Source organism: Pseudomonas shiyinii, assembly GCF_056725765.1.
In genome coordinates, this window is sequence record NZ_CM161522.1 from 95,158 (window position 1) to 112,573 (window position 17,416).

A 17,416-nucleotide genomic window follows, 5' to 3' on the forward strand; every position below is an offset into this window, starting at 1 on the left:
GGGAGCCGGCTTGTCGGCGATGGGCTGCGTAGCAGCCTCAAGAGCAGCCGGATGAGGCTTAGCTGACAGGCATTAGCTCGAGGGCCTCACTTCCAACACAGCCCCCGAAGTCCCAGCACCGCCGGTATCCCCAGCCCCGCCCACGCCAGCACATCCCACGCGCCGTCCCCCAACAGCGCAGCGAACAGCCCTCCAGCACCGAGCACGGCAATCACCATGGGCCAGGCAAAGATCCGCCGCGTCGACTGCGACCTGTGGCTCATGCCGTCACCTCCCGTGCCTTACGCTGTTTACCCCACCACAGGTAAACCCCACTGCCGAGCACGATGATGGTCAGCACGTCGAGCACCGCCCAGAGGATCTGCATCGGCCGGCCGCCGTAGTCGCCAAAGTGCAGCGGTTGCGACAGGAGCATGGTGTCCATGTACCAGGGCCTTTCACCGACGGCCGTGACCGCCAGCGTGCGGGCATCGATCAGCACCGGTGTCAGCAGGTGCGACGTCAAGTGCGTGGCGCCTTTCATGAACACTGCATAGTGGTGCTCGCTGGAAAAGCGCGTGCCCGGGAAGGCGATGAAATCTGGCTGCATGCCCGGTGCGGCCTGGGTGGCGATGTCCAGCAGGCGGCTGGCCGGCGCGCGTTCGGTGAGCGGCGGGGCATCGTGGTAGGGGGCGACCATCGCCGCCAGGCTGTCGTTGCGCCAGGCGGCGATGACCAGGTCGGAGAGGGCGCTGATCACACCGGTGACGCCGACCACCAACGCCCAGGTGAGGGTGACGACGCCGATCAGGTTGTGCAGGTCGAGCCAGCGCAGCCGGCGTGAGCGGTCGTTGCGCACCGTGGCGAACTTCAGGCGGCGCATGAACGGCGCGTAGAGCACGGTACCAGAGACGATCGCCAGCACGAACAGCACCCCCATGAACGCCAGCACCAGCTTGCCCGGCAGGCCGGCGAACATATCTACATGCAGGCGCAGCATGGTCATCATGAAGCCGCCGTTGGCTGCAGGCATGGCGACGGCTTCGCCCGTGCGGGCGTCGAGCATGAAGGTATGCGACGAATTCGGCTCGGTACCGGCCGTGGCTGCCGTGATGGCGATCACGCCGTTGCGGTCGTCTTCGTCGTAACCGAAATATTGCACCACTTCGCCGGGGCGATGGGCCTGGGCCTTGAGCACCAGTTGCTGCAGGTCCAGGTGCGGGGTATCGGCGGGCATTTCGCGCAGCTCGGGGGCGTCGCCCAGCAGGTGCTCCAATTCGTGGTGGAAGATCAGCGGCAGGCCGGTCAGGGCCAGCAACAGCAGGAACAGGGTGCAGACCAGGCTGCTCCAGGTATGGATCGCCGACCAGCGGCGGATGGTTTGGCTTTTCATCGCGATTTCCGAAAGGTGCTAGCGACGCAATCGCGGGGCAAGCCCGCTCCCACAAACTGCATCCCCTGTAGGAGCGGCCTTGCGCCGCGAAAGGGCCGCGCAGCGGCCCCCCGTTACTCAGAACTTGTAGGTGGCGCTGGCCACGACGCTGCGCTGGTCCCCGTAATAGCAGTAGTACGCGTCACAGGTGGAGATATAGTCCTTGTCCAGCAGGTTGGTGGCATTGAGCGCCACCGAGGCCCCCTTGAGGCTGTTGTCCAGGCGTCCGAGGTCGTAGTGCACGGCGGCATCGAACACCGTGTACGCATCGGCCTTGCCCAGCCAGGTATTGCCCTGGTCGCCATAGGTGTTGCCGGTATAGCGCGCACCGAGACCGATCCCGAAGCCGTCCAGTACACCGGTGTGCCAGGTGTAGTCGGCCCACAACGAGGCTTGCTGGTTGGGCATCAACTGCAGGCGGTTGCCCTTGTACAGGCCGTCCTGCACTTCGGACTTGGCCAGGGTATAGGCCGCGACCACCTTCAGGTTCTCGGTCACGTCGGAGACGGCTTCGAGCTCAAGGCCGCGGACCTTCACTTCGCCGCTCTGGCTGGTGACGGTGACGCCGCCCACGTTGTTGGTGACCGAGACGTTTTTCTGGGTCAGGTCGTAGACGGCCGCAGACAACAAGGTATTGGAGCCTGGCGGCTGGTATTTGATGCCCAGCTCCCACTGCTGGCCTTCGGTGGGCTTGAATGAATTCACCGGGTCGGCAGAGGCATTGCTGGTCGGTTGGAACGACTCGGCATAGGACAGGTAGGGCACGAAGCCCGAGTCGAACACGTAACTGATGGCCGCGTTGCCGCTGAAATTGCTGTCGCGCTCGGTGTTGGTGGCATCGCCCTTGTTGAAGAAGGTGGTGCCGGTATGCACCCAGTCCTCACGCCCGCCCAGGGTCAGGCGCCAATTGCCGAGGGCCATCTGGTCCTGGACGTAGACGCCAGTCTGACGGGTCTTCTGGTTGTAGTCGTAGAAGGCCGAGGACCGGGGTGGTCGGGTGATCGGCAGGCCATATACCGGGTCGTTGACGTTGCTGTCCGGGACAGCGCCATAGATCGCCAGGTAGTTGGTATTGGTGCGCTGGTGGTCCAGGCCGATCAGCAGGGTATGGCTGATATCACCTGTGCTGAAGTCGGCCTGGAAGTTGTTGTCGACGGCGAACTGGCTGATGTCTTCATCGACATTGGTGGACATCCGTTTGACGTTGCCCAGGTCGTCCACCGGTGGGGCGGATGTGTTGTAGGCGTTGACCGTGATCGTCTGGAACGCCAGGTCCGACTTGGTGTAGCGCAGGTTCTGGCGGAACTGCCAGACGTCATTGATGCGGTGCTCGAAGGCGTAGCCCAGCGCGTAATAGGTGCGGTCGTAGAACTCGTAGTTCGGGTCGCCCAGGTTCTTGTGGTGGGAGATCTTGCCGAACGGCATGTCGATCTTGGTGCCCTGGATCGGGCGGAACTGGCTGGTGACGCCGGTATCGTCGCGGGTGAACTGGGTCAGGAAGGTCAGCGAGGTATCCTCGTCGATGTTCCAGGTCAGGCTGGGCGCGAGGTTGTAGCGTTTGTCGTCGACATGGTCGATCTGCGTGCCGCCGTCGCGAAGCACGCCGCTGAGGCTGTAGAGGAACTGGCCCTGGTCGTCGAGCTTGCCGGTACTGGCGAAGTTGATCTGGCGGTGGTTGTCGCTGCCGTACTGGAGCTGGATCTCCTGGTGGCTTTCGGCCTGCGGCCGGCGGCTGACCATGTCCAGCAAGCCGCCTGGGGGTGTCTGGCCGTAGATCGACGACGCTGGGCCGCGCAGCAGCGCGAGGCGGTCAAGGTTCCAGGTTTCGGCCTTGGGGTTGGCGTACACGCCACGGGGCAGCGGCAGGCCATCGAGGAACTGGGTCGGCTCGAAACCGCGCACGCGCATCCAGTCATAGCGCTTGTCGCTGCCAAAACTGGCCGAAACGATTCCCGGCATGTAGCGCACGGCATCATCGAGGCTGTTCACGCTGCGGTCGTCCATCTGCTGGCGGGTGGCGACGGAAATGGAGCGGGGGACTTCGACCAGCGCGGTATCGGTCTTGGTGGCGGAGGCGGTGCGGGTCGCGGTATAGCCTTCCACCGGCCCCCATGCCGTTTCGTAGTAGCTACTGGCATTGATCGCCGTCTCCGGCAGCGCCAGGGTGCCGTCGGGCGCGGCCACCAGGCTGTAGCTGCCTACGCTGCTCTGCTGCAACTGCAGGCCGGTGCCGCGTAGGGCGGCTTGCAGGGCGCCGAGGGCATCGTACTGGCCGCTGACCGGGGCTGAGCTGCGACCGTCTACCAAGGCTGGGTCCAGCGCCAGGGCGATGCCGGCTTGGCTGGCGATCCGGGTCAAGGTGCTCGCCAACGGGGCGCTGGGCAGGTCATAGGCGCGCAGGGCCGACTGCTCGGCGGCTTGCAGGGCGGGGCTGGCCAGCGGGGCAGCGAGGGCGATGGCCAGGGCCACCAGGCTTGGGCGCAGGAAAGAATCAACGGCACGGGACATGCAGCGGCTCCTCGACGGATAAGTGCTAGTTGCTTCCTTGCCGAGCGAGAATGGAAAAGTGACAGAGGCTTTCGAAAAAAATGATGGCGGCTTCCAAGGGGCCGCTATGCGGCCCAATTGCGGCACAAGGCCGCCCACAAAGGCGGTGCAAGGCCTGTGGGAGCCGGCTTGCCGGCGATTGGGCTGCAAAGCAGCCCCCAAGGGCTGTTACTTGGCGCTGATGGTTACCCACCAGGGCGTATGCCGCTCGATCTTCACCGGCAGCACTGGCATGAGCGATGCCAGGGCCAGGTCGGTGTCGGTCAGCGGGAAGCTGCCGGTCACGCGCAGGTCGGCCACTTCGTCGGCAACGCCCAGGTGGCCGTTGCGGTAACGGCCCAGCGTTGCGATCAAGTCGGCCAGGCGCACGTTGTCGACCACCAGCATGCCGCGGGTCCAGGCATCGGCACCCATGGCCACCGGATCGACCCGGCCAAGGCCATCGACGGTCATCAGTACTTGCTGGCCTTCGCGCAGGACTTGCTCGTCACTGCTGTTGGATGGCCTGGCGGCTACCGCCGACTGCAGCACTTCCAGGCGCGTCCCCTGGCTCTCGCGCTTAACCAAGAAACGCGTACCCAGGGGACGCAGGCGTCCATCGTCGGTGCGCACCAGCAACGGCCGGGTGTCTTCATGGCCGGTTTCCACGGAGATCTCGCCCTGGTGCAGGACGATCAAGCGTTGCCCGCCTGCATAGTCGATATCCACCGCGGTATTGGTGTTCAGGCTCAGCAGGGTGCCATCTTCCAGGCGCAGTGTACGCAGCTCACCGGTGCCGGTGCGCTGGTCAGCCAGCCAATAGCCCGGCGACAGCGATGGCGAGGCGATGCCGAGCAGCAGCGCACCCAACAACAGCACCCCGGCCAAGCCGCCGCTGAACCCGCCCAGGCGCCTGCGCAGGCCTGCCCGCGATTGCAGCAGGGCCTGGCGGGCGGGGCCGGCGGCAGCGCTCACGCGTTGGTCGAGCATGCCCAGCTGGTGCCAGGCACGGGCGTGTTCCTCGCTGGCGGCATGCCAGCGCAGGAAATCACTGCGTTCGTCTGGAGTGCAGCGGTCTTCGTCCAGGCTCAGCTTCCAGGCGATGGCGGCATCCAGGACCTTGGCCGACACCGGCGCGTTGTTCACAGCGGCGCCCCATAAAGAGCCACATAGCACTGGCGCATGCCTTGGGCGATGTACTGGCGCACGCGTGACACCGACACCCCCAGGCGTTCGGCGATCTCGGCATGACCCATGCCGTCCAGGCGGTTATGCAGAAAGGCCGCGCGGGCTTTGCTCGACAGTTTGCCGAGCAGGCGGTCGATGGCCTTGAGGTCTTCGAGAATCAGGTGCTGCAGCTCAGGGGAGGGGTGTTCTGCCTCCGGCAGGCGTGTCAGCTCCGCCAGGTAGGCCTGCTCCAGGGCGGCGCGGCGGAAGTGGTCGAACAGCAGGCCCTTGGCCACGGCAACGAGAAAAGCGCGGGGTTCGCGGGGGGTGACCAGCTGCTCGCGACCGAGCAGGCGCACGAAGGTGTCCTGGCTCAGGTCTTCGGCGCGCTGGCGGCAGGCCGTGCTGCGTTGCAGCCAGGCCAGCAGCCAGGCGCGGTGGTCGCGGTACAGGGTACCGACCAGCTCGGCGTGTGGGCTCTGCGCAGACGACAAGAGGCGTCCCCCGGAATGAATGCGTTAACTAACGATAATTATTCGCGATTGTGACAGAGCCGGGGTGCGGGGTGCAATTGACGCTTATCGGATAGATGCCTGGTGATTCGCCCGGCTCCTACAGGCTGTACTGGTGTGCCTTGCGCCGGCGCCACTGCTGCAGGCGCAGGTTCAACTGCAGGGGGCTGTCCAGCTGCTGGCGCCGGGCCTGACTGAACAGGATCAAAGCCAATTCGGCGGTGACCTGGGCATCGGCGCTGGCGTGGTGGCGCTCTTCTACCTGCAGGCCGAAGCGGGCGATCCAGTCGTCCAGGCTGGCCTCGCGCAGCACCGTGTCGGGATTGAGCATGGGGGCCAGTTCAGCCATGTCGAAGAATGGGTGCTGCAGTCGGTAACCGAGGCTGTCCTTGAGCGCCCGGGCCAGCATGCGCTGGTCGAACGGCGCGTGGAAGGCCAGCACCGGGCTGTCCCCAATGAACTCCAGCAGATCGACCAGCGCGTGCGCAGGGTCGCAGCCGGCGGCCAGGGCGCTTGGGCCCAGGCCGTGGATCAGCACGCTGGCATTGGTCTTCTGGGCCGGCCGGTGCAAGGTACGTTCGAATTGCTGGCCCAGGTCGATGGCACCGTCCTCGATGGCCACGGCACCGATCGACAATACCTGGTCGCGGTTGACGTTCAGGCCGCTGGTCTCCAGGTCCAGCACCACCCAGCGTTGCTCGCGCAGGGACGAAACGCCCAAGGTCGGCGCCTTGGGCAAGCGCGCGAGGCGCTGGCGCAGGGTGTTGTCGAGCTCCGGCAGGGCCGGGCGCAGCCAGGTGAGCAGGTTCATAGCTGGTACCGCAGGGCCAGGCTGCTTTGCAGGCGCTGGGCCTGGCGCAGGGACTCGCGCAGGATGCGCCGGTCCAGGTGGTTGAGGCTGTCTGGGTCCAGCCGGTTGGAGTAGGGCAGGTTGTCGCGGCTCTGGCGCTGGTGCTGCTGCATGCGGGTCTGCTGGATGAAATGATAGGCCTCTTCGTACGCGGCGCCGTCCAACGGGTCGATGATGCCGCGGGCCACCAGGTGGCGCAGGCGTTCGAGGGTGTTGCAGGCCTTGATGCCATGGGCCAGTGCCAACAGCCGGGCGCCATCGACGAAGGGGGTCAGGCCCTGGACCTTGAGGTCGAGGGTGGCGGCCTTGTCATTGCCCTGGCGGGTCAGCACGAATTCGCGCAGGCGCCCTACCGGCGGGCGCTGACGCAAGGCGTTGTCGGCCATCATGCGCTGGAAGATGCGGTTGTCGGCCACTTGTTCGAGCAGGGTGCGGCGCAGCTGTTCGCAACCGCTTTCATCGCCCCAGACCACGCGCAGGTCGAAGTAGATGCTCGAGCCGAGCAGGTTCTCCGGGCTCGCTTCGCGAATGAAGCCGCTGAAGCGTCGCGCCCATTCGCTGCGAGACAGGCACAGTTCTGGGTTGCCGGCCATAACGTTGCCCTTGCAGAGGGTGAAGCCGCACTGGGCCAGGCACTGGTTGATGTACTGCGCCAGTGGCAGCAGGCGGGCGCGGATCGCTTCGGCCTCGGCAGCATCGGCGGCCTCGAAGAGAATCCCGTTGTCCTGGTCGGTGTGCAGGGTCTGCTCGCGCCGGCCTTCGCTGCCGAAGCACAACCAACTGAACGGCACGCCCGGGTCGCCGCGTTCGGCCAGGGCCAGCTCGATCACCCGGCACACGGTGTGGTCGTTGAGCAGGGTAATGATCTGGGTGATCTGGGTGGAGGAGGCGCCATGGGCGAGCATGCGTTCGACCAATTGGCCGATCTCGCCGCGCAGCGACACCAGGTTCTCCAGGCGCGGGGCGTGGCGGATGGTGCGGGCCAGGTGCACCAGGTCGACCCGCTGCAGGGAGAACAGGTCACGTTCGGAGACCACGCCGCACAGGCGCTGGTTGTCCACCAGGCAGACATGGGCGATATGCCGTTCGGTCATGGCCATGGCCGCGTCGAAGGCGCTGGCCTGGGGGCTGAGGTAGAACGGCTGCGCGGTCATGTAGCGCTCGATCGGCGCGGTCAGTTCGGCGCTGGCATCGGCCACCACGTGGCGCAGGTCGCGCAGGGTGAAGATACCGATGGGAAAGCGCTGCGGGTCGACAATCACGATGCTGCCGACCTGCTGCTCATGCATCAGCCCCACGGCTTCGCGCAGGGGCATCTGTGGCGCACAGACCACCGGGTGGCGCATGGCCAGTTCACCCAGCGGGGTATTGAGCGAATACTGTGTGCCCAGTGTTTCCACTGCACGCTGGCGTACCTGCTGGTTGACCTGGTCGAGCAGGCTGCTGACGCCGCGCAGGGCGAAGTCGCGGAAGGGCTCCGAGAGGGAGAACACGCGGATGAACGCGCCCTTGTTCAGTTGCAGGCAGAACGTGTCTTCACCTGCCAGGTGCTCGGTGCGGGTGGCCCGTTCCCCGAGCAGCGCGGCGAGCGGAAAGCATTCGCCGCTGGCGATCTCGAACGTGGTCTCCACGCCCGGCTTGGTCACATGCTGGCGCTCGCCGACCACCCGGCCCTGCTTGACGATATAGAAATGCTCCACCGGGCCGTCGGCCGGCTTGATGATACTTTCGCCGCTGGCGTAGAAACGCAGCTGGCACTGCTCCACCAGGTAGGCCAGGTGGCTGTGCTCCATCTGGTTGAACGGCGGAAAGCGCTGCAGGAACTGCAGGGTGCCTTGGATGTTCTGCAGAACCGCCGTTCTGCCGGCCTGGCTGTAGGCGTCCTTCTTGCTCATGGAACTGACCGCTTGGGGGGACCGTTGCAGGCCCTGTTGTTCTAAGGCTCCATGGTCGGCCGGTGGCCTTGCGGTGCCCATTGGACGTAAGTCTATAAGCTGCGGCGCGCGCTGCCCGGAGGCGCTTGGGTGTCAAATAGACGACGAAAGGCAGCTTGCATAGCGGTGCTTTGCGGTCTCAACTTTCAGCAACGGAATTTTTTTGACGAGATGACCATGGCCGAGCATGACGAGATCCTGAGTGACGCCGAGCGCGAAGCCTTGGCCAAGGTGAGCGCGCCCTCTGCTCCGCCGCAGGTGGTGCTGGTGGTGGATGACGATGCTGCGACCCGCGAGGCCCTTTGCCTCTACCTGAAGGCGAAGGGCTTTGAGTGCGTGTCTGCCGACGGCGCACAGGCAGCGTTGGAGCAGCTCAGGCGTAACCGGCATATTGGCCTGATGATCACCGATTTGCGTATGGCGCCAGAGGATGGTCTGGGGTTGATCCGGCTGGTGCGCGAATCGGAGCGGGCGGAATTGTCGATCATCGTGGTGTCGGGCGACACCGACGTGAAGGAGGCGGTGGATGTGATGCACCTGGGGGTGGTGGACTTCCTGCTCAAGCCGGTGGACCTGGGGAAGTTGGTGGCGCTGGTGAGGAAGGAGTTGCGGTTCGACCCGTAAAAGCAATCACGGGACAAGCCCCTGATGAGCGGGGTAACGCCAGTCAGTTAAGCCTTATCGGCTGCATTTGGGGCTGCTTCGCAGCCCATCGCCGGCAAGCCGGCTCCCACAGGTTCCGCGGTGTCTACAATAGCAGCGCAGGACAGGTGGGAGCCGGCTTGCCGGCGATGGGGCCTTAACTGACGGGCATTCGCCCCTGGGGTATCACAGCCCGTTACGTGCCTTGAACTCGCGACGACGGCGGTGCAGCACTGGCTCGGTGTAGCCGTTCGGCTGCTTGGCGCCTTCGATCACCAGTTCGATGGCGGCCTGGAACGCGATGTTGTCATCGAAGTTCGGGGCCATCGGGCGGTACTGGGCGTCGCCGGCGTTCTGCTTGTCCACCACCGCGGCCATGCGCTTGAGGCTTTCAAGCACCTGCTCCTGGGTGACGATGCCGTGGCGCAGCCAGTTGGCCAGCAACTGGGCCGAGATGCGCAGGGTGGCGCGGTCTTCCATCAGGCCGACGTCGTTGATGTCCGGCACCTTGGAACAACCCACACCCTGGTCGATCCAGCGGACTACATAGCCGAGGATGCCCTGGGCATTGTTGTCCAGCTCGTTGCGGATCTCGTCAGCCGACCAGTTGGTGTCGGCCGCCAGCGGGATGGTCAGGATGTCGTCCACCGAGGCCGGTGCGCGCTTGGCCAGCTCGCGCTGGCGCTCCTGCACGTTGACCTTGTGGTAGTGCAGGGCGTGCAGGGTGGCGGCGGTCGGCGATGGTACCCAAGCGGTGTTGGCGCCGGCCAGCGGGTGGGCGATCTTCTGCTCGAGCATCGCGGCCATCAGGTCAGGCATGGCCCACATGCCCTTGCCGATCTGGGCGCGGCCTTGCAGGCCGGTGGCCAGGCCGATATCGACGTTGTTGTTCTCGTAGGCGCCGATCCACTTCTCGTTCTTCATGGCGCCCTTACGCACCACGGCGCCGGCTTCCATGGAGGTGTGGATTTCGTCACCGGTACGGTCGAGGAAGCCGGTGTTGATGAACACCACGCGCTCGGCGGCAGCCTTGATGCAGGACTTGAGGTTGACCGTGGTACGGCGCTCCTCGTCCATGATGCCGACCTTGACGGTATTGCGCGCCATGCCCAGCAGGTCTTCGACGCGGCTGAAGATCTCGGCGGCGAATGCCACTTCCTCAGGGCCGTGCATCTTCGGCTTGACGATGTACACGCTGCCGGTGCGGGTGTTCTTGCGGGTGGTGTTGCCCTTGAGGTTATGCAGGGCGATCAGGTTGGTGAACAAGCCGTCCTGGATACCTTCCGGGATCTCGTTGCCCTGGCCGTCGAGGATCGCCGGGTTGGTCATCAGGTGGCCGACGTTGCGCACGAACAGCAGCGAACGGCCGTGCAGGGTGACGGTGCCGCCAGCGGGCGCGGTGTATTCGCGGTCAGGGTTCATGGTGCGGGTGAAGGTCTTGCCGCCCTTGGTCACGTTCTCGGACAGGTCGCCTTTCATCAGGCCCAGCCAGTTGCGGTAGACCACGACCTTGTCGTCGGCATCGACGGCGGCGACGGAGTCTTCGCAGTCCATGATGGTGGTCAGCGCCGATTCCATCAGGATGTCCTTCACGCCGGCGGCGTCGGTGCTGCCGACCGGGGTGCTGGCGTCGACCTGGATCTCGAAGTGCAGGCCGTTGTGCTTGAGCAGGACCGCGGTCGGCGCGGCGGCGTCGCCACGGTAGCCGATCAGCTGGGCATCGTCGCGCAGGCCGCTGTTGCTGCCACCTTTGAGGGCGACGACCAGCTTGCCGCCTTCGATGCGGTAGCCGGTGGAGTCGACATGGGAGCCGGCGGCCAGGGGTGCGGCTTCGTCGAGGAAGGCGCGGCCGAAGGCGATGACTTTGTCGCCACGGACCTTGTTGTAGCCCTGGCCTTTCTCGGCGCCGCCTTCGTCGCTGATGGCATCGGTGCCGTACAGCGCGTCATACAGCGAGCCCCAGCGGGCGTTGGCGGCGTTCAGGGCGAAGCGGGCGTTCATCACCGGCACCACCAGCTGCGGGCCGGCCATGTGGGCGATTTCTTCGTCCACGTTCTGGGTGGTGGCCTGGAAATCGTCGGCTTGTGGCAGCAGGTAGCCGATTTCCTGGAGGAAGCTCTTGTAGGCTACGGCGTCATGGGCCTGGCCTTTGCGCGCCTGGTGCCAGGCGTCGATCTTGGCTTGCAGTTCGTCGCGCTTGGCGAGCAGGGCTTTGTTCTTTGGAGCGAGGTCGTTGATGATCTTTTCCGCACCCGCCCAGAACTGCTCGGCGACGATGCCGGTCCCTGGAATGGCTTCGTCGTTGACGAAGTCGTACAGGACCTTGGCGACCTGAAGGCCACCGACTTGAACGTATCCAGTCATTGCTTGCCTCACTCTGCTCAGCTATTTCGCTCTTCTGTATTAAGCCTGTAGCGCTTCTCTAAACACGGCACCAGTACTTGCCCTCGTGTATGAGCGCGGCTGGGTGCGGCTCGCCAGACGGGCCGGCGGGCGGGTTGCGTATTTTCACAGGCGCCTTGGCAGACATCCAAACGACGTTTTGTAGTCCGCGCCGCGGCATACTACATGAAGCAGCAGACGAGGTGGAATCAGACTAAAAGCGTCGTTGTGCGACCAACAGATCGCATAGGGTCACGCTGGGAGACGTTATGTTCGCAAAAAACAGGTGGATTGTTCCAGATAAATCTTGAAACAGTACACGATTCGTTGTGCGGACCGCCCTGCGGCAGGTTGCCGCGCCTTGCCTATACTGTTGCGATGCCCCCGTATTTCGCCGTGCGCAGCGGCGCCGGCCACCTGACTAGCAGAGCTGAGGAGCGGCCCCGTGGACCATCTCGTACTGACAGTGATCGCCCCCGACAAGGCCGGGCAGGTCGAACGCATCGCCCAATGCATTGCCGAGCATAACGGTAACTGGCTGGAGAGTCGCATGTCGCGGATGGCCGGGCAATTCGCCGGGATCCTGCGGGTCGCGGTGCCGGCTGAATCCTACGATGACCTGGTCGAGGCCCTGCACAAGCTGTCCAGCCATGACATTCGCGTGCTGATCGCCGAGAGCGGCATCGAGCCGTCCTGCACCTGGAAGCCGATCGCCATGGAGCTGGTGGGCAACGACCGGCCGGGTATCGTGCGGGACATCACCCGCTTGCTGGCCGAGCAAGGCGTGAACCTGGAGCGCTTCACCACCGAGGTAAGGCCGGCGCCTATGAGCAGCGAGCCGCTGTTCCATGCCGATGCGTTGCTGGCGCTGCCCCTGACCCTATCGCTGGATGATCTGCAGCACAGGCTGGAGAGCCTGGCCGACGACCTGATGGTGGAGCTCAAGCTGCGGCCGGAAGACTGAGCGCCGAGTGTTTCGCGGGTAAACCCGCGAAAGAGGTTATCCCAAGATCATGGGGGCGGTGCTGTGGATAACCTGGGGGCGCTCCTCCCCAGCCCAAGAAATTCGCGGGCTCCAGAGCTTTGAGCAAAAAACGTCCAGATATCAGGGGCTTGTGCACAAAGCACGGGGACGAGGGTGTGGATAACCTTTGGAGATGTCTCTGCACACCCCGTAATACGAGGCCTGCAGAGATTTGATCGTTTTTTGATCAGCTTCGCTTGCGCAAACTCAACCAGGCATCGACGCTATAGATGGCCAGGCCCGCCCAGATGAACATGAACGCCATCAGGGTGCTGGAGGACAGTTGCTCACCGAACAGCAACACCGCCTGCAGCAACACCAGGGTCGGCGCCAGGTACTGCAGGAAGCCCAGCGTGGTGTAGGGCAAGTGGCGTGCGGCGGCGTTGAAGCACACCAGCGGCACCAGGGTGACCGGCCCTGCGGCCATCAGCCAGAGCGCTTCGCTGCTGGTGTAGAACTCGGCCTGGGTGCTGGTCGCCGTTGGATGCAACAACAGCCAGCCAAGGGCCAGGGGTACCAGCATCCAGGTTTCCACCACCAGCCCTGGCAGGGCTGCCACCGGCGCCTGCTTGCGGATCAGGCCATAGAAGCCGAACGACAGCGCCAGCACCAGCGAAACCCAGGGCAGGCTGCCGACCTGCCAGACCTGCTGAGCCACACCCACCGCCGCCAGCCCCACCGCCAGCCACTGCAGGCGGCGCAGGCGCTCGCCGAGCAGCAGCATGCCCAGCAGCACGTTGACCAGCGGGTTGATGTAGTAGCCCAGGCTCGCCTCGAGCATGCGCCCGTTGTTCACCGACCACACATAGGTCAGCCAGTTGCCAGCGATCAGTGCCCCGCTCAGGGCCAGGATGGCCAGGCGGCGCGGGTTGTCGCGCAGTTCGCGCCACCAGCCTGGGTGCTTCCAGACCAGCAGCAGGAGCGAGCCGAACAGCGCCGACCAGAGTACGCGGTGGACGATGATCTCGACCGCCGGAACGCTCTGGATGGCTTTGAAGTACAAGGGGAACAGGCCCCAGATGATATAGGCGCTCAGGCCCAGGATATACCCGCGACGCGGGTTTGCGGCGTGCATGCAGATTCCTTGCTTAGGTAACTAAATACAGCACGCCTATTGTAGACAGAGCGCCCGGCGCTCCTAAAACAATTTCAGCGGTTCTTCGTCCAATGCGGCGATCTGTTCGCGCAGGGCGAGGATCTGGTCGCCCCAGTAACGTGGCTGGCCGAACCAGGGGAAGCTGGGCGGGAACGCCGGGTCGTCCCAGCGTCGGGCCAGCCAGGCACTGTAGTGCAACTGGCGCAGGGCGCGCAGGGGTTCGATCAGCGCCAGCTGGCGTGGGTCGAAGTCATGGAACTCGTTGTAGCCGTCGATCAGTTCGGCCAATTGGCCCATGCGTTCTTCGCGGCTGCCGGCGAGCATCATCCATAGGTCCTGGACGGCCGGGCCCATGCGGCAGTCGTCCAGGTCGACGATATGGAACGTCTCGTCACGGTACATCAGGTTGCCGGGGTGGCAATCGCCGTGCAGGCGGATCACCTGGTGCGGGGTGCGTGCATAGATGGCCTCGACCCGCTGGAGCACATCGCGGGCGACGGACTCGAAGGCCGGCAGCAGCTCGCGGGGAACGAAATCGCCGGCGAGCAGGGTTTCCAGCGAGGCGTGGCCGAAGTTATCCACCGCCAGTGTTTCACGGTGCTCGAAGGGCCGCGCCGCGCCGACCGCGTGCAGGCGGCCGAGCAGTTGGCCAAGGCGGTAGAGCTGGTCCAGGTTGCCGGGCTCCGGCGCGTGGCCGCCGCGCCGTGGGAACAGGGTGAAGCGAAAGCCTTGGTGTTCGAACAGGCTGCGGCCGTCGTGCTGCAGCGGGGCGACGACCGGTACCTCGCACTCGGCAAGTTCGGCGCTGAAGCGGTGTTCCTCGAGGATGGCATCGTCGCTCCAGCGGCCGGGGCGGTAGAACTTGGCGATCAGCGGTTGCGCCCCTTCGATGCCCACCTGGTAGACGCGGTTCTCGTAGCTGTTGAGCGCCAGCACCCGGGCGTCGCTGAGAAAGCCCAGGCTTTCCACGGCATCCAGGACCAGGTCGGGGGTGAGGGTATCGAAGGGGTGCGACATGGCGGCTCCGGGCACGAGGTGCGATGGGCGCCATGGTAACGCAGGTTTGGAGCGGGTTGGGTGGGCGGCAAACGGTCGGGCTACAACGGCACGCCCAGCAGTACGTAAGACGGGTGGAACTGCGCCCGCACCCGGCTGCCTGGGATGACCTTGGTCTGTTCCAGCCAGCGCGCCTCGGCGAACGCACAGAGCGTCTGCCCGTTGCCCAGCACCAATCGCACCTCGCTGGGCCCGTTGTCATCGGCCAGCATGTCCTCGACCGTGGCCTGCAGGCAGTTGCTGCCCTCGGTGGCCGAGTCAGCCTCGCCGAGCACCTGCACCCAGCCTGCCTTCAGCAAGGCCACCACAGGCGTGCCCAGCGCCAGCTCCAGACGCTCGGTGCTGTCGCGGGTGATCAACGCTTCGATTTCCAGGCCGCCGCCCAGGTCCAGGCTGACACGGTCATGCCGCCCTTCACGGCGCAGCCCGCTGACCTGTCCATGCAGTTGGTTGCGCGCACTGGTACGCAGCATCAAGCGGCCGAGCAGGTCGAAGTCGCTGCTTTCTTCCGCCGCCTCGAAGACCTGTGCTTGCAGCGCCTGCAACCGCTGGTACAGACGCAGGACTCGTTCGCCCTCGGCGGACAACCGCGCCCCGCCGCCGCCCCGCCCTCCGGTGCTGCGCTCCACCAGGGGGCGGCTGGCCAGGTTGTTGAGCTCATCGATGGCATCCCAGGCGGCCTTGTAGCTGATGCCGGCAGCCTTCGCGGCGCGTGTGATCGAGCCCTGTTCGGCGACGTGCTGCAGCAAGGCGATGCGCTGCGGGCGACGGGCGATGTGCTGGGTGAGCAGGGCGGGTAGGGACATGGTGGCGTATCGGTCGTGGTGAGGATGCAGTGACGGTGCCGCTCGCCTGCAGGCAAGTCAAGGTCAGCCTTGGCAGCCTCGATCTCACAGGCCACATATCCCCTGGAATTGAGCCCCAAAGGCTCAACCCTGCCCCGGCCTGGGCGTACGCGCCAGGCAATACACATCGACCCGCCGCGCCCCGGCCTTGCGCAGCAACATCGCGATGGCCTGGGCAGTTGCACCGGTGGTCAGCACGTCATCGACAATGGCCAGGTGCAGCCCATCGAGCCGCGCCCCGGGCGCCAGGCCGAAGGCCATTCGCAGGTTACGCTTTCGTGCCCGGGCACCGAGGGTTTGCTGGGCCGGTGTATCGCGAGTGCGCTGCAGCAGCGTTTCATTGCACGGGACCGCCAACTGCCTGGACAACCACCGGGCAAGCATAGCCGCCTGGTTGAAGCCCCGCTGGCGCAGTCGACGCCGTGTCAGGGGCACGGGCAACAACTGGTCAGGTTTTGCCATGCCCTCCCCGTAGCGATGCAGCAGGGCCTGCCCCAGCAGCAAGGCCATCAGCCGGCCCAGCGGCCACTGGCTGCGGTGCTTGAAGCGGCTGACCAACGCATCGACCGGAAAGCCGAAGTGCCACGGCGCCACGACCTGCTCGAAGGCCGGTGATACGCGGCTGCACTGGGCGCAGGTCAAGCCGCTCATCGGCAGGGGCAGGGCGCAACGGGTGCAGTGCTCGTCCAGCCAGGGCAGGGCCTGTTCGCAGTGCATGCACAATGGGTAAGGCTGTGCGCTGGTTTCATCGCAGAGCAAACAGCTGTGATCAATATTTGAACACTTGTAAACCAAGCGTTTTATGAGCGGTTGACAGTCCATGGTCCTTCCCTGAGTATGCGGCGTATCCGTGATGCGCTGGTGGGCTTTCCTGTCCCGGCGCCAGTCAAAGCCTAAACAAGGAAACGCCGATGAGCGCCAGCACAACTGCAACAACACGTCACGACTGGACCCTCGCCGAGGTCAAGGCTCTGTTCCAACAGCCGTTCAACGACCTGCTGTTCCAGGCGCAGACGGTGCACCGCGCGCATTTCGACCCTAACCGCGTGCAGGTTTCCACCTTGCTGTCGATCAAGACCGGCGCCTGCCCGGAAGATTGCAAATATTGTCCGCAGTCCGGCCACTACAACACCGGGCTGGAAAAGCAGAAGCTGATGGAAGTGCAGAAGGTCCTGGAAGAAGCCGCCCGCGCCAAGGCCATCGGCTCTACCCGCTTCTGCATGGGCGCTGCCTGGAAACACCCGTCGGCCAAGGACATGCCCTACGTGCTGGAGATGGTCAAAGGGGTCAAGGCCATGGGCCTGGAAACCTGCATGACCCTCGGCAAGCTCGACCAGGAGCAGACCAAGGCCCTGGCAGAGGCCGGTTTGGACTACTACAACCACAACCTTGATACCTCGCCGGAGTTCTACGGCAGCATCATCACCACCCGCACCTACGGCGAACGCCTGCAGACCCTGGCCTACGTGCGCGACGCCGGGATGAAGATCTGCTCCGGCGGCATCCTCGGCATGGGCGAGTCGCTCGATGACCGCGCAGGCCTGTTGATCCAGTTGGCCAACCTGCCGGAGCATCCGGAGTCGGTGCCGATCAACATGCTGGTCAAGGTCGCCGGTACGCCGTTGGCCGACGAGGAGGATGTCGACCCGTTCGATTTCATCCGCATGCTGGCGGTGGCACGCATCCTGATGCCCAAGTCCCATGTGCGCCTCTCCGCCGGCCGCGAACAGATGAACGAACAGATGCAGGCCCTGGCCTTCATGGCCGGTGCCAACTCGATCTTCTATGGCGAGAAACTGCTGACCACGGCCAACCCCCAGGCCGACAAGGACATGCAGCTGTTCGCCCGCCTTGGTATCCAGCCAGAAGCCCGTGAAGAGCACGCCGACGAAGTGCACCAGGCGGCCATCGAACAGGCGTTGGTCGAGCAACGCAGCAGCGAGCTGTTCTACGACGCAGCTTCGGCCTGAC

Annotated in this window: 14 protein-coding genes; 3 read left to right on the plus strand and 11 right to left on the minus strand. The window is 64.9% G+C overall.

What is annotated here, in order from left to right:
• Positions 1–259 precede the first annotated feature (259 nt).
• The 6 genes from ACXHGZ_RS00470 to ACXHGZ_RS00495 form a co-directional block, all read right to left on the minus strand.
• Positions 260–1,372: a PepSY-associated TM helix domain-containing protein gene (locus ACXHGZ_RS00470; protein ID WP_480461893.1), complete on the minus strand. Its 1,113-nt coding sequence runs from the start codon at positions 1,370–1,372 to the stop codon at positions 260–262.
• Between the two features lie 117 nt (positions 1,373–1,489).
• Entirely contained in the window at positions 1,490–3,919 is a 2,430-nt protein-coding gene (locus ACXHGZ_RS00475; RefSeq protein ID WP_480461894.1) for a TonB-dependent siderophore receptor, read from the minus strand.
• A 207-nt stretch (positions 3,920–4,126) separates the two neighbouring features.
• Entirely contained in the window at positions 4,127–5,083 is a 957-nt protein-coding gene (locus ACXHGZ_RS00480; protein ID WP_480461896.1) for a FecR domain-containing protein, read from the minus strand.
• Positions 5,080–5,598: an RNA polymerase sigma factor gene (locus ACXHGZ_RS00485; RefSeq protein WP_480461898.1), complete on the minus strand. Its 519-nt coding sequence runs from the start codon at positions 5,596–5,598 to the stop codon at positions 5,080–5,082. Before ACXHGZ_RS00485 ends, ACXHGZ_RS00480 begins: the two co-directional genes overlap by 4 nt.
• A 118-nt stretch (positions 5,599–5,716) precedes the next feature.
• Positions 5,717–6,427 carry a 3'-5' exonuclease gene (locus tag ACXHGZ_RS00490; RefSeq protein ID WP_480461899.1) on the minus strand — a complete coding sequence of 237 codons (711 nt, stop codon included), beginning with the start codon at positions 6,425–6,427 and terminating at the stop codon, positions 5,717–5,719.
• Positions 6,424–8,361 (minus strand): DUF294 nucleotidyltransferase-like domain-containing protein, encoded by a 1,938-nt coding sequence (locus ACXHGZ_RS00495; RefSeq protein ID WP_480461900.1) that lies wholly within the window; start codon positions 8,359–8,361, stop codon positions 6,424–6,426. The genes ACXHGZ_RS00490 and ACXHGZ_RS00495 overlap by 4 nt, the downstream gene beginning before the upstream one ends.
• A gap of 210 nt (positions 8,362–8,571) precedes the next feature.
• On the opposite strand from ACXHGZ_RS00495, the gene ACXHGZ_RS00500 reads away from it, so the two are divergent.
• The gene (locus ACXHGZ_RS00500) at positions 8,572–9,024 is read left to right on the plus strand and encodes a response regulator (protein ID WP_253249327.1); all 453 of its coding nucleotides are present in this window, start codon (positions 8,572–8,574) and stop codon (positions 9,022–9,024) included.
• 204 nt (positions 9,025–9,228) lie between these two features.
• Here ACXHGZ_RS00500 and ACXHGZ_RS00505 read toward each other — a convergent pair whose 3' ends face one another.
• Positions 9,229–11,406 (minus strand): malate synthase G, encoded by a 2,178-nt coding sequence (locus ACXHGZ_RS00505; RefSeq protein ID WP_224457686.1) that lies wholly within the window; start codon positions 11,404–11,406, stop codon positions 9,229–9,231.
• 463 nt (positions 11,407–11,869) lie between these two features.
• On the opposite strand from ACXHGZ_RS00505, the gene ACXHGZ_RS00510 reads away from it, so the two are divergent.
• Positions 11,870–12,388, plus strand: a complete 519-nt coding sequence (locus tag ACXHGZ_RS00510; RefSeq protein WP_084856265.1) for a glycine cleavage system transcriptional repressor — start codon at positions 11,870–11,872, stop codon at positions 12,386–12,388.
• A 247-nt stretch (positions 12,389–12,635) separates the two neighbouring features.
• Here ACXHGZ_RS00510 and rarD read toward each other — a convergent pair whose 3' ends face one another.
• The 4 genes from rarD to ACXHGZ_RS00530 form a co-directional block, all read right to left on the minus strand.
• Entirely contained in the window at positions 12,636–13,523 is an 888-nt protein-coding gene (rarD, locus tag ACXHGZ_RS00515; protein WP_480461901.1) for an EamA family transporter RarD, read from the minus strand.
• Positions 13,524–13,586: 63 nt separating this feature from the next.
• Positions 13,587–14,561 (minus strand): serine/threonine protein kinase, encoded by a 975-nt coding sequence (locus ACXHGZ_RS00520; RefSeq protein WP_480461902.1) that lies wholly within the window; start codon positions 14,559–14,561, stop codon positions 13,587–13,589.
• Positions 14,562–14,641: 80 nt separating this feature from the next.
• Positions 14,642–15,406: a TOBE domain-containing protein gene (locus ACXHGZ_RS00525; protein ID WP_480461904.1), complete on the minus strand. Its 765-nt coding sequence runs from the start codon at positions 15,404–15,406 to the stop codon at positions 14,642–14,644.
• Between the two features lie 123 nt (positions 15,407–15,529).
• Positions 15,530–16,267: a ComFC family protein gene (locus ACXHGZ_RS00530; protein ID WP_480461906.1), complete on the minus strand. Its 738-nt coding sequence runs from the start codon at positions 16,265–16,267 to the stop codon at positions 15,530–15,532.
• An 89-nt stretch (positions 16,268–16,356) separates the two neighbouring features.
• Here ACXHGZ_RS00530 and bioB point away from each other — a divergent pair, with 89 nt between their 5' ends.
• Positions 16,357–17,415: a biotin synthase BioB gene (bioB, locus tag ACXHGZ_RS00535; RefSeq protein ID WP_224457690.1), complete on the plus strand. Its 1,059-nt coding sequence runs from the start codon at positions 16,357–16,359 to the stop codon at positions 17,413–17,415.
• The last annotated feature ends 1 nt before the right edge of the window (position 17,416 follow it).

What these genes read in the sequence shown, in the direction of transcription:
- ACXHGZ_RS00530 (WP_480461906.1), bottom strand. Translation starts at nt 16,267, where the DNA reads ATGGACTGTCAACCGCTCATAAAACGCTTGGTTTACAAGTGTTCAAAT.
- ACXHGZ_RS00475 (WP_480461894.1), bottom strand. Translation starts at nt 3,919, where the DNA reads ATGTCCCGTGCCGTTGATTCTTTCCTGCGCCCAAGCCTGGTGGCCCTG.
- ACXHGZ_RS00490 (WP_480461899.1), bottom strand. Translation starts at nt 6,427, where the DNA reads ATGAACCTGCTCACCTGGCTGCGCCCGGCCCTGCCGGAGCTCGACAAC.
- ACXHGZ_RS00525 (WP_480461904.1), bottom strand. Translation starts at nt 15,406, where the DNA reads ATGTCCCTACCCGCCCTGCTCACCCAGCACATCGCCCGTCGCCCGCAG.
- bioB (WP_224457690.1), top strand. Translation starts at nt 16,357, where the DNA reads ATGAGCGCCAGCACAACTGCAACAACACGTCACGACTGGACCCTCGCC.
- rarD (WP_480461901.1), bottom strand. Translation starts at nt 13,523, where the DNA reads ATGCACGCCGCAAACCCGCGTCGCGGGTATATCCTGGGCCTGAGCGCC.
- ACXHGZ_RS00505 (WP_224457686.1), bottom strand. Translation starts at nt 11,406, where the DNA reads ATGACTGGATACGTTCAAGTCGGTGGCCTTCAGGTCGCCAAGGTCCTG.
- ACXHGZ_RS00520 (WP_480461902.1), bottom strand. Translation starts at nt 14,561, where the DNA reads ATGTCGCACCCCTTCGATACCCTCACCCCCGACCTGGTCCTGGATGCC.
- ACXHGZ_RS00470 (WP_480461893.1), bottom strand. Translation starts at nt 1,372, where the DNA reads ATGAAAAGCCAAACCATCCGCCGCTGGTCGGCGATCCATACCTGGAGC.
- ACXHGZ_RS00495 (WP_480461900.1), bottom strand. Translation starts at nt 8,361, where the DNA reads ATGAGCAAGAAGGACGCCTACAGCCAGGCCGGCAGAACGGCGGTTCTG.
- ACXHGZ_RS00500 (WP_253249327.1), top strand. Translation starts at nt 8,572, where the DNA reads ATGACCATGGCCGAGCATGACGAGATCCTGAGTGACGCCGAGCGCGAA.